This window comes from Micromonospora sp. NPDC004704 (assembly GCF_053601675.1).
Genome location: NZ_JBSGCD010000008.1, coordinates 327,802 through 338,560, shown reverse-complemented (window position 1 = coordinate 338,560; position 10,759 = coordinate 327,802). Strand labels below are relative to the sequence as shown.

The 10,759-nt window shown below is 69.0% G+C and carries 13 protein-coding genes; 7 read left to right on the top strand and 6 right to left on the bottom strand.

Features of this window, described 5'->3' with window-relative positions; all coding sequences use genetic code 11:
• Positions 1 to 121: 121 nt before the first annotated feature.
• Positions 122 to 595 carry a VOC family protein gene (locus ACWEFB_RS14740; protein ID WP_452285646.1) on the bottom strand — a complete coding sequence of 158 codons (474 nt, stop codon included), beginning with the start codon at positions 593 to 595 and terminating at the stop codon, positions 122 to 124.
• Between the two features lie 108 nt (positions 596 to 703).
• Here ACWEFB_RS14740 and ACWEFB_RS14735 point away from each other — a divergent pair, with 108 nt between their 5' ends.
• Positions 704 to 1,201 carry a VOC family protein gene (locus tag ACWEFB_RS14735; protein ID WP_452285644.1) on the top strand — a complete coding sequence of 166 codons (498 nt, stop codon included), beginning with the start codon at positions 704 to 706 and terminating at the stop codon, positions 1,199 to 1,201.
• Positions 1,198 to 1,749: a DUF6624 domain-containing protein gene (locus ACWEFB_RS14730; protein WP_452285642.1), complete on the top strand. Its 552-nt coding sequence runs from the start codon at positions 1,198 to 1,200 to the stop codon at positions 1,747 to 1,749. Before ACWEFB_RS14735 ends, ACWEFB_RS14730 begins: the two co-directional genes overlap by 4 nt.
• Before the next feature lie 12 nt (positions 1,750 to 1,761).
• Here the strand turns inward: ACWEFB_RS14730 and ACWEFB_RS14725 are convergent, their stop codons facing one another.
• Together ACWEFB_RS14725 and ACWEFB_RS14720 are read right to left on the bottom strand one after the other, a co-directional pair.
• Complete coding sequence (locus tag ACWEFB_RS14725) at positions 1,762 to 2,499, bottom strand: ABC transporter permease (RefSeq protein ID WP_452285640.1); 738 nt, start codon at positions 2,497 to 2,499, stop codon at positions 1,762 to 1,764.
• Complete coding sequence (locus ACWEFB_RS14720) at positions 2,480 to 3,427, bottom strand: ABC transporter ATP-binding protein (RefSeq protein ID WP_452285638.1); 948 nt, start codon at positions 3,425 to 3,427, stop codon at positions 2,480 to 2,482. The genes ACWEFB_RS14725 and ACWEFB_RS14720 overlap by 20 nt, the downstream gene beginning before the upstream one ends.
• A gap of 98 nt (positions 3,428 to 3,525) precedes the next feature.
• Between ACWEFB_RS14720 and ACWEFB_RS14715 the strand changes: the two genes are divergently transcribed.
• From ACWEFB_RS14715 to ACWEFB_RS14705, 3 genes are all read left to right on the top strand, one after another.
• Positions 3,526 to 4,179 (top strand): TetR/AcrR family transcriptional regulator, encoded by a 654-nt coding sequence (locus ACWEFB_RS14715; protein WP_452285636.1) that lies wholly within the window; start codon positions 3,526 to 3,528, stop codon positions 4,177 to 4,179.
• 123 nt (positions 4,180 to 4,302) lie between these two features.
• Positions 4,303 to 5,229, top strand: coding sequence for an alpha/beta fold hydrolase (locus ACWEFB_RS14710; RefSeq protein WP_452285634.1), 927 nt, complete (start codon positions 4,303 to 4,305; stop codon positions 5,227 to 5,229).
• Positions 5,230 to 5,242: 13 nt separating this feature from the next.
• Positions 5,243 to 5,659, top strand: coding sequence for a VOC family protein (locus ACWEFB_RS14705; protein ID WP_452285632.1), 417 nt, complete (start codon positions 5,243 to 5,245; stop codon positions 5,657 to 5,659).
• A gap of 6 nt (positions 5,660 to 5,665) precedes the next feature.
• Here the strand turns inward: ACWEFB_RS14705 and ACWEFB_RS14700 are convergent, their stop codons facing one another.
• On the bottom strand, positions 5,666 to 6,571 hold the full coding sequence (locus ACWEFB_RS14700; RefSeq protein WP_452285630.1) for a diacylglycerol/lipid kinase family protein: 906 nt from the start codon (positions 6,569 to 6,571) through the stop codon (positions 5,666 to 5,668).
• Positions 6,572 to 6,733: 162 nt separating this feature from the next.
• On the opposite strand from ACWEFB_RS14700, the gene ACWEFB_RS14695 reads away from it, so the two are divergent.
• Complete coding sequence (locus ACWEFB_RS14695; RefSeq protein ID WP_452285628.1) at positions 6,734 to 7,453, top strand: pentapeptide repeat-containing protein; 720 nt, start codon at positions 6,734 to 6,736, stop codon at positions 7,451 to 7,453.
• A gap of 10 nt (positions 7,454 to 7,463) precedes the next feature.
• Here ACWEFB_RS14695 and ACWEFB_RS14690 read toward each other — a convergent pair whose 3' ends face one another.
• The gene (locus ACWEFB_RS14690) at positions 7,464 to 7,886 is read right to left on the bottom strand and encodes a VOC family protein (RefSeq protein WP_452285626.1); all 423 of its coding nucleotides are present in this window, start codon (positions 7,884 to 7,886) and stop codon (positions 7,464 to 7,466) included.
• Between the two features lie 186 nt (positions 7,887 to 8,072).
• Here ACWEFB_RS14690 and ACWEFB_RS14685 point away from each other — a divergent pair, with 186 nt between their 5' ends.
• Entirely contained in the window at positions 8,073 to 9,293 is a 1,221-nt protein-coding gene (locus tag ACWEFB_RS14685; protein ID WP_452285624.1) for a hypothetical protein, read from the top strand.
• Positions 9,294 to 9,322: 29 nt separating this feature from the next.
• Here ACWEFB_RS14685 and ACWEFB_RS14680 read toward each other — a convergent pair whose 3' ends face one another.
• Positions 9,323 to 10,747 carry an ATP-binding protein gene (locus ACWEFB_RS14680; protein ID WP_452285622.1) on the bottom strand — a complete coding sequence of 475 codons (1,425 nt, stop codon included), beginning with the start codon at positions 10,745 to 10,747 and terminating at the stop codon, positions 9,323 to 9,325.
• Positions 10,748 to 10,759 lie beyond the last annotated feature (12 nt).

The following is a 10,759-nucleotide window of genomic DNA, read 5'->3' as shown; positions in this document are numbered from 1 at the left end:
ACACCTGACGATGCCCGAACGTCACCACACCCGGCCTGGCCACCAGCACCTCCAGCACAACCAAGATCAGTTGCACTGAATCCTAGAAACCGCCGGCTCCAGGGCGTCGCTAACTTCATGATCAACCGAGCTGTTGGGGGTCGCTGGGGCCTAGGAGGACCTGGTTGGTGGGGGTTATGGACCAGGTGGGGTTGTGGGCGATTTCCCAGAGGAGGCCGTTCGGGTCGGCGAAGTGGCCGTGGTAGCCGCCGAAGGATGCCGGCTGGCCGGGTTTGCGGATGGCGGCACCGGCGGCAGCCGCGGCGGCGAGCACCCGGTCGACCTCCTGGGGGCTGGCCACGTTGTGCGAGAGGGTGAAGCCGCGCGGTGTGGCGTCGGCCGGGGCCGCCGCTCCGAGGTGGGCGGTGCCGAGATCACCCGGGCCGAGGTCGGTGGCGAACTGCTCGGCGTCGAAAAGGCCGAGCATCATCCCCGGTCCGATCTGGAAGAAAATGATCTCACCGGGTACGTCGAGCGTCGGATCCCAACCGAGCCCGTCAACATAGAACCGCCGGGCGGCATCAAGATCGGCCGTCGCCACCGTTACGAAGTGCACCTGTTGCTCCATGGTGATCCATTCTCCCCCAGTGGCGGCACCCCGCTGAGCTGCTGACACGCCTGGTCGTCTTGCCGGGCTCGACCATCCGTGCCTATGGTCACGGGCATGGCGATTGCGTTCCGTGATCCCTTTCCGATCATTCTGAGCGACGATCCGGCGCGACTCACCGCGTTCTATCGGGAGCGCCTCGGATTCACCGAGTCCTACCGCTTTCCGCCGGAGCAGGACGGCGAACCGGAGTTTGTCGTACTCACGCTCGGTGGGGCCCAGTTCGCTTTCGGTCGGGCGGACGACACCGGGCTGCACGGCATTCCTCGCGGGGCGGACAACGGCCGGCGTACGGAGGTGTGCCTCTACACCGACGACGTGGACCGCGCGGTCGAGGACCTGCGTGCCGTCGGGGTTCCGGTGCTGTTCGAGCCGGCCGACCAGCCGTGGCGGGAACGGGCCGCGTACGTCGCGGACCCGGACGGCAACCCGATCCTGATCGTCGCACCACTGACGACCCAAGAAAGCTCACCAGCGACCGAACCGGCCGCACCGACCGGACCGACCGCACCCGGCAACCGGATCGCATCGGCCGAACCGGTCGCCGGGTCGTGACCGAGCCTGCGGATCACCCGCTCGCGGTCGAACTCGTCGCCCGGATGGATCGTGACCAGGAGGCACGCAACGAGATATCGGGCCGCGCGACCGGCGAGGCCGCCTGGGCCCGGGTCAACGCGGTCGACGCCGAGAACACCGGTTGGCTGAAGACGGTGCTGGCAGAAAATGGCTGGCCGCACCGGAGCGTGGTCGGCGAGGAGGCCGCCCTTGCCGCCTGGCTGCTGGCCCAGCACGCCTCCCGCGACCCGGAGTTCCAGCGCGAGTGCCTGGCCCTGCTCGAACAGGCGGTGCGCGACGGCGAGGCGAGCCCCGCCCACCTGGCCTACCTCACCGACCGGGTCCTCTGGGCCGAGGGAAAACCTCAGTTGTACGGCACCCAGTTCTGGTACGACCCGGAGAACGGGAATGAGCTGACCGCACAGCCGATCGAGGATCCAGCCGGGCTGGACGAGCGGCGCCGAACGGTCGGCCTCGGTCCGTTCTCCGAGTACGAGACCCTCATGCGTCATCGCGAGACCGAGGAGCCCGAGACCGAGGACGACTGACGCGGATCGCCGCTACGCCCGACGGGTCATGATCCGCAGGGTGATGGTGAGGCCGAGTAGGCACCACACGCCCAGTACGGCGAACGGGAGTCCGCTTACCCCGTCCGGCGGGACGGCCAGGGTGTCGCGTACGGCTTCGGCCATGTACTGGAACGGCAGTGCCAGGTGCACGGTCTGGAGCCATTCGGGTAGCCGGTCGGCGGGAAAGTTGATCGGGGCGAACATCAGCGCCACGAAGACGATGAGCTGGGCGATGAGGCCGGTCACCGTCGGCGAGGTGGCGTACGCGATCGCGTACCCGATGGCGGTTGCGGTCACCGCGACGAGCAGGACGGCGACCACGACGAGCGGGCTGATGTCGAGGGTGAGGTCGAACCGGATCGTTGCCGTGAACAGCGCCAGGACCAGTCCGGGCAGCGCGGTGACCAGCCAGGTGCTGAGGTCGGCGGCGAGGATCGCGGACCGGGGCACCGGGAGGGTCCGGTTGTAGTCGAAGGTCCCTGCTGTCTTGGCCTCGGCGACCAACTGCGGGGCGAGCACCATGCCGACGGTGATCAGGCCGAGGGTGGGTGCGCCGGTCGACAGGTAGAGCGCGGTGGCGGGGTCCATGGTGGGGATCAGGAACGAGAAGCCGATCACGATGCCGACCGCCAGCATGGTCTGGATGATGACCATCAGCGGGAGGGTGTGCCTGAGCCGGATGGTGCTCCACCGCAGGAGCAGCAGGTAGCTACGCAGCCAGGATCGCATCGCCGGCCTCCTCCTTCGCGGTGCCGCCGGTCAGGCCGACGTAGACGTCTTCGAGGCTGACCGGGTGCAGGGCGAACTCGGTGATGGTTCCGGCGCCGCGCAGGCCGAGCGCCCAGGCGACCGCCCGTTCGGTCTGGTCGGTGTCGACCGGCAGGACCAGCCGACGGCCGGTGACCGTCACGGTGCCGGCCCAGGCCGGTGGCTCGGGTGGTGGCAGCCCCGGCGTGCAGGTGAGTTCGAGCCGCAGGTCGGCGGTGACCCGGTTGCGCAGTTCGGCGGGGGTGCCGGTGACCACCGCCCGACCGTGGTCGAGCACGACGATCCGGTCGACGCTCCGCTCGGCCTCGGCCACGTTGTGGGTGACCAGGATGACCGCGCATCCGTCGGCGGCGAGGTGGCGTACCTGCTGCCAGAGCAGGCGGCGGCGGACCGGGTCGACGTCGTTGGTGGGCTCGTCGAGCATGACCAGCCGGCCGGGTTCGACCACCGCCATGCAGAACGCGGTCAGCCGGCGGACACCCCCGGAGAGCCGCTCTCCGGGTACGTCGGCCCACTCGGCGATGTCGAGGGCGGCCAGCAGTTCCCGGGTACGTTGCCGTACCCGTTGCCGTCTGCCGCCCCGGATCCGGCCGAGGATCTCGATCGCCTGTTTCGGCGTCACCCCGGCCAACGGTGCCTGTGCCTGGAGTTGGACCGAGCAGACCGCACGCGCGTACGCCGGGTCGGCGACCGGGTCGCGCCCGTCCAGCCGCAGCGTGCCGGAGGTGGGTCGGACCAGGCCGGCGACCTGGTTGAGCAGGGTGGTCTTGCCGGCGCCGTTGTGTCCGAGCAGGCCGAGGACCTCGCCGGGACGGACCACCAGGGAGAGGTTGTCGTTGGCGCGCAGCCCACCTCGGTAGATCTTCGTCAGGTGTTCGACGTGCAGCACCCGCACCACCCCTTCACATACCGTTCGGTATTCGAATACCATCGAGTATCCGGATACCGATGGGAATGTCAACGGACCCGTTGTGGCAGGATCACGACATGAGCGATCGACTCACCCGCGCGCAGCAGCAACAGCGCACCCGCCAGCACCTGCTGGACGCGGCCGAGACGCTCTTCGGCGAACGGGGCATCCACCGGACCTCGCTCGACGAGGTGGCGGCCGAGGCCGGGCTGACCAAGGGCGCCATCTACGCCAACTTCGAGGGCAAGACCGGCCTGGTGGCGGCGATCCTCGAACGCCGGCTCACCGACGACCACCCGGCCTACCCCGGCACCGACGTCGACGCCGACGTCTCGTACGACGGCTGGCTGCGGCAGCTCGGCGCCGACTACGACGCCAACCTCCCCCTGCCCGAGGTACGCCGGTTCGCCATGGCCATCGTCGAGTTCTGGCTGTACGGGATGCGCACCCCGGAGGCCCGGGAGTCGATCGCGGCGTGGCTGCGGGTGGTACGGGCGAGCAACGCGAAGGAGATCGTCGAGCGGACCGGGGGCAATCCGCCGATGCCCGCGGACCAGTTGGCCGCCCTGATGACCGCGCTGGACGTCGGCGTCGCCGTACAGCACCTGATCGACCCCGACGCGGTCCCCACCGAGGTCTACGGGCGCGGCCTGCGTGCCATCCTCGGCACCGACGGGGCGTCCCGGAAGGCGACCGAGGAGACACCCCACCCGGCGGCAGCCGAGGGGTGAATCGCCGTACGGCGTTTCGGGTCTCCTGGTTCGGGTAGCAAGCGCGATCCGGTTCTGTCCCGGCGCCTGGATCCTGTCGGCCCGTCACGTGCTGCTCGGAGTCAGGCCGTGAAGGAGATCGCCATGACCAAGGTGCAATCCCGTCCGGGCACGACGAACCGGGTCCAGTCCATTCCCAGTTCCGTCGTCCACCGGAAGGCGAGCGTCGCCGGGACAGAGGTGTTCTACCGCGAGGCGGGGACGGTCGGCGCACCGAAACTGCTGCTCCTGCACGGATATCCGGCCTCGTCGCACCAGTACCGCAACCTGATCCCGGCACTGGCGGACCGCTTTCATCTGCTCGCCCCGGACTATCCCGGCTTCGGCAACACCGGCGTCCCGGATCCGTCCGACTTCGCCTACACCTTCGACCACCTTGCAAACGTGGTCGAACAACTGGTCAACCAGGTCGACTTCATCGGGCCGATGGGCATCTACATGGAGGGGTACGGCGGCGCGATCGGGAACCGGCTGGTCGACCGGCACCGGGACTGGCTCCAGTGGCAGATCATCCAGAACGCCAACTCGTACGAGGAGGGTCTGAGTCCGGCCTGGGATCCGTTCAAGGCGCTCTGGAACGACCGGAATCCGGACACCGAGCAGGCGATGATGTCGCTCATGACGCCGGACGGGGTGAAGCTCGTCTACACCCACGGCCACAAGGACCTGGAGTCGCTCAGTCCGGACAACTGGAACATGGACTCGTTCTTCCTCGCCGGTGAGGACGCGCAACGGGCCCAGTTGGAGCTGTTCTACGACTTCCGTACCAACGTCGCGTTGTTTCCGCAGTGGCAGGAGGCAGCGCGTACGCACCGGCCCGAGACGCTGATCCTCTGGGGCATGAACGACATCTTCTTCACCCCCACCGCGGGCGAGATGTACCTGCGGGATCTGCCCAACGCCGAACTGGTCCGGCTCGACTCGGGACATTTTGTGGTGGAGGACAGCCTCGACGAAGTCGTGACCGCGATCAACAGGTTCTACGACGGGCGCGTTCGCCCGGCCCGCTGAACAGGAGGCAACCATGACAACCGATGTGGCACCCGACTATTTCAAGCCCGAGGCGGGGATCTTCCTCGCCACCCTGCTGATCGTTCGCGACATCGACCGGTCACGGGAGTTCTACGAGCGGGTGTTCGGCGCGACCTGCATCCACGACAGCAACCCGCTGATCCTCCGCTTCCACAACAGCTACATCATCATCAACGTCGAGGGCGGCCCGACGGACGACAAGCCGACGGTGCAGGCCAAGGCGCCCGCCGACTCCAACACGTTGAGCTGCGCGATGAACGTACGGGTCACCGACATCCGGTCGCTCTACCAGGAGTGGAAGGCCCGCGGCGCGGACTTCATCACCGAGCCGAAGGACCACGGTACGGAGATCCGGTGCTACCTGCGCGACCCCGACGGCTACCTGATCGAGGTCGGGCAGGGCCTCTGACCTCTTCTAGCCGTCCGTCGCCTGATCGCCATCCCGCTGGGCCGGTACGCACACCGTGATGGCGGACGGCACCACCCGGACCTTCAGTCGCTTGTCGGTGCCGCACGCCCCGCCGTCGACCTCGTACGTCTGGGGCTTGCCGAACCGTACGTCGATCTTCCGTCCCTGCGTGATCTCGATCAGCGGGGAGTTCTCGGACCGGCCGACCGCCATCCGGCCGAGCGTACGGGCCCAGTCGATCACCCCGTGCCCGGTGGCGACCCCGATCTCCAGCCGGCCGTCGTCGGGGCGGGCGTCGTCGAAGGCCTCGATCCCGCCGGTGATCGTGCTGACGTTGCCGAACAGCACACAGCTCGCCTCGCCGTCGAACCACTTCTCCCCGTCGACCTTGATCTTCACCGGCACCACCTCGTCGCGTACGTGCCGCAGGCCGGTCCAGACGTAGGCGAGCTTGCCCATGCTGTCCTTCATCTGCCGGTCGGCGTCGGAGATCATCTCCGCGTCGAATCCGGCGCCGGCCATCACCGCGAAGTGCTGCCCGTTGACCCGACCGAGGTCGATCCGGCGGCGCTCGCCGTGCAGGGCGATCCGGAGCGCCTCGTCGAGGTCCTGCGGGATGCCGAGGTTGGTGGCGAGCAGGTTGGCCGTACCGGCCGGGAGGATCCCGGTGGCACCGTCCCAGCCGGCGAGGGTGTCCACGCAGTGCTGGACCATGCCGTCCCCGCCCCAGACCAGGATCAGTTCGGCTCCCTTGTCCAGCGCCTTCCGTACCTTCTTGGGAGCCTTGCGGCTTTTCGGCACCTCGTACCAGATCGGGTCTTTGATGCCCTCGTCGGTGAGCCGCCGACGCAGCTCGCCGAGCCCGCCGCCGAGGGTCTTCTTGCGGTGGGCGATCACCGCGACCCTGGTCACCGGGCCACCCGGACCGCAACGAAGACGGCACGGCCGCCGCCCGACCGGGTCGGCGCAACACCAACGGAGTACGTCATGCGTCCGGTCTTACCCACCGCCCCACCCGATCTACACGCGCCCCGCCGTCCCGGCGGCCCGAACCGGTTGGGCTACCGTGCGGACATGCCAGTACGCGCGGTACGCCGGGACAGCGGTCGGTCGGCCGAGCGGGCACCGGTGGAGCCGAAACGACCCGCGTCACTGGACCCGGCCACGGTCGAGGAGCACGACCTCGACCACGAGGCGACGTACCGCCGACTGGGGTTCGTGGACCTGGACCTGTCCGGACGGTCGGCGGACGCGGTGGAGTTCGAGCAGTGCCGGTTGCGCGGCACCGACCTGAGCGGCACCTGCATGGACGGGGCGAAGTTCAGCGACTGCCTGGTCGAAAGCTCGAACCTGGCCAACCTGCGGGTGGAGAAGTCGACCCTGCTCCGGGTACGGCTGTCGACGGCACGGATGACCGGCGTGCACTGGGTCAACGGGTCGCTGCGCGACGTGACGTTCTCCCAGTGCCGGCTCGACCTGGCCTCGTTCCGGTTCTCGAACTTCCAGCACGTGGTGTTCGAGGGGTGCAACCTGAGCCGGGCCGACTTCACCAACGCCGACCTCACCGGCGTACGGTTCACCGACTGCGACCTGACCGGTGCCCAGTTCAGCCATGCGAAGTTGCCGGGCACCCGGTTCGTCAACTGTTCGCTGGCCGGGATCGGTGGGGTGACGAGTCTGGCCGGTGCGATCGTCGCGCGGGCCGACCTGATCGCGTTGTCGTACACGCTCGCGGGTGCGCTCGGCATCCGGATCGAGGACGAGGACGCCGATCCGGAAACCGAGCGCGCCTGACGAGCGTTGGTCAGCTCACGCAGAGTTCGTTGCCCTCGGGGTCGTGCAGGGTGGTGTTGACCGGGCCCCGGTCGGAGGTGACCCAGGCGAGGGTGGCGCCCAGCTCGACCAGGCGTTCGACCTCCGCCTTCGCCGCCTCCGGACCGACCTGGAGGTCCAGGTGCACCCTGTTCTTCGCGGTCTTCGGCTCCGGCACCCGCTGGAAGAAGAGTCGGGGTCCGGTGCCATCGGGGTCCGTGCAGGTCGCCACGTCCCGGAAGGCCCGGCGACCGTCGACCTCGATCACTTCCTGCGCCTGTAGCTGACCACCGTCGAGCAGTTGCCCGACCAGCGCGCTGTGGTCCTCCTGCTGGTAACGCAGCGCCTCGGCCCAGAAACGGGCCAGTGCGTGCGGGTCGGCCGCGTCGAAGGCCACCTGGATTCTCACGCCCATGACCGTTGCCTCCACACCATCGTCGTAACCGGTATAACCGGTGTCTGCGGCAGACTAACAAGCTCGGCGGCTTCCGTTGCTCCCGACACCACGGTTGAGGCGGTCCCCCGACACCCGGCCGTCCCTCGATTCCCGAACGCCGCCGCGGTGGATTGACCGGCGCCCGCGCTCTGACAGGATCAGCGGGTGCCCATCACCGCCTCCCGCGCCCTGGTCCGGCAAGCCGAGCGCTGGTTCGTCCGCCACGGCGTGCCCCAGATGATCGCCGGGTACGACTTCGACCGGCACATCCTGCCCCGGATGCTGCCGTTCCTCGCCGTGGTCGTGGTGGCCGACCTCGCCTGGGTGATCCTCCAGGCCGCCACCGGCACCGCCCGCTGGGTACTGCTCGCGATCGTGGTCGCCGCCGGGCTGGCCGGCTGGTCCGCGCTGACCAGGTTCGGCCGCCGCCTGCCCCACTTCTCCCGGCGCATGATGATCACGATCCTGGTCGCGTACGCGGTGGTGCCGATCGTCGTACCGCCGCTCGCGCTCTGGCTGCACGACGGACAGTTGAAGATCACCGTCACCTCGATCGCCGCGTTCGCACCGCTGTTCACCGGCTCCTGGCTGGCCACCAGCTACGGCGTGGTCCCGCTGCTACGCCGGGCCATCCGGCACGCCGTCGACGACATGCGCAACAGCGTCCGGCTACAGGGTCGGGCCCTGCCCCTGCTGCTCTTCGTCACCCTGTTCTTCTTTTTCACCGGCGAACTGTGGCAGGCGATGAACCGGCTGCCCTGGTACCGCCTCGGCCTGGTGCTCAGCCTCTTCACCGCGGTCACCATCCTGGCCGCCGCCGGCCGGCTGCGCGACGAGATCGGCCGGGTGGAACAGGACCTGAGCGCCGAACGGCTCTCCTCGTCCTGCAAGCGCACCCCCCTGGCCAGCCTCCCGATCGAGGAGGTCGCCCCGGACGGACCACTGCAACCGATGCCGCTCAACGCCCGGCAGGTGGGCAACCTCCTGCTCATGCTCGCCACCCGGCAACTCGTACAGGCCCTGGTGGTCGGGGTCGGGCTGTTCAGCTTCTTCCTGGTGCTGGGACTGATCGTGGTGCAGCCGGAGACCGCCGAGCAGTGGATCGGTGAGCCCCCGGCGATGCTCGCGGCCGGGCTGCCGGTGCCGCTGGCACTGGTGGGCAACGCCACCCTGCTGGCCGGGTTCGGGAGCATGTACTTCGCGGTCACCTCGATGAGCGACGTGGAACACCGCCGCCAGTTCTTCGCCCCGATCCTGGACGAGGTCGAACGGACGCTAGCCGTACGCGCCGTCTACCTCTCCGTACGCGAGATCGTCCTGCCGACCCAGCCCGTACCCCTCCAGCCGGCGGCTGCCATCGGTCCCGTGGTCGACGCGGGCCGGTAGCCCCGAAGTGCGAGGTGCGGTGGCCCGAGTTACCGGCTCTCCGTGCTCCGCCAGGCGGCCAGCAGGTCTTCCGGGCCGTATGCCGCGTCCAACCCGCCGCAGGAGACGCCACTGCGCGACACCGCCAGGATCGGCAGCGGTTGATCGGTGAGCGCGGCCCGGTGCCGGTGCAGGACGGCAAGGTCGTGTGCGTCGAAGGTGGCCTGGTCAAGCCACTTGATCGATCCGACGAACAGCAGTTCCCGGGCGATCGGCCCACGGTCCGCCCCGACGATGTCGACCTCGATATCGTTGGCCCGGGTCCAGTAGCTGCCGACGGCCCCGGCGGCGGGTAGCGTCCCGTCCGGCAGCAGTCGGGAGAGCGCGTCCCGGACCAGGGGCTCCACCGCACGTCCCCGCCAACTGCTCCAGCCCCGCCGGATCCGGGCGAGGGTCAGGTCGCCTCGACCGCGCTCGATCTCGGCCATGTACGGGGCGATGAAGTGCAACCAGAACCGCAGGTAAGGATCTGCGATCCGGTAGCGGCGTTCCTTCGACGGCCGGGTGGACAGCGGCAGGTCACCGACCACCAGCCGCTTGTCGTTGAGTACGTCCAGCGAGCGCTGGAGCGGCGTGGCGCCGAGGCCACCGCTGGCGCGGGCGATGTTCGCGAAGGTCCGCTCGCCGGAACCGATCGCGGCGAGTACGGCACGAGCCTGGACGGCGGCGGGAAACTCGGCGGCCAGCGAACGTTCCGCCGAGACGAGCAGGGCCGACGTCGGGTCCGCCAGCGCGGTGGTGAGGAAGTCCCATACGTCCGTGCCGGGCTGCCATTCGGTGCAGACGAGCGGAAGACCGCCGGTGACCAGCGTGGCGTCGATGGCCTCGGCCGCATCCACCTCCAGCATGGTGCTGAGGTCCGCCGGGTTGAGCGGGCCCACGACCATCTCCCGACCCCGCTGGTGGAACGGCCGCTCGTAGCTGTTCAGCGCCTCCATCATGGACAGATCGGAGCCGATCAGGATCAGCAGGACCGGTTTACGGGACAGTTGCCGATCCCATGCCCGTTGCAGTACGCCTTCGAAGACGTGCTCACCATCCATCAGGTACGGCACCTCGTCGATCACCACGACACTCGGGCCGTCCTCCGGGAGTGCCGCGGCGAGCAGCCGCAACGCGGAGTCCCAGTCCTCGGGGTTGGCCGCGGCCAGCAACTCACGACCCGGCAGCGGCGACTCGGCCACGTCGGCGCAGAACCGCCGAACCTCTTGTGGCGTGGGGGACCCGGCGGCGGTGAAGTAGACACTGGGCGCGTCGAGGTTCTCGACGAACTGCTCGACCAGGCGCGACTTGCCCACCCGGCGTCGTCCACGGATCAGCAGGCAGCGCCCCGGGCGGCTGTCGCCGGGCGCGATCCGCTCCAACTCGGCGGCGAGCACTCGCAGCTCACGGTGCCGGCCAACGAAGGCAACCACGATCCATCACCA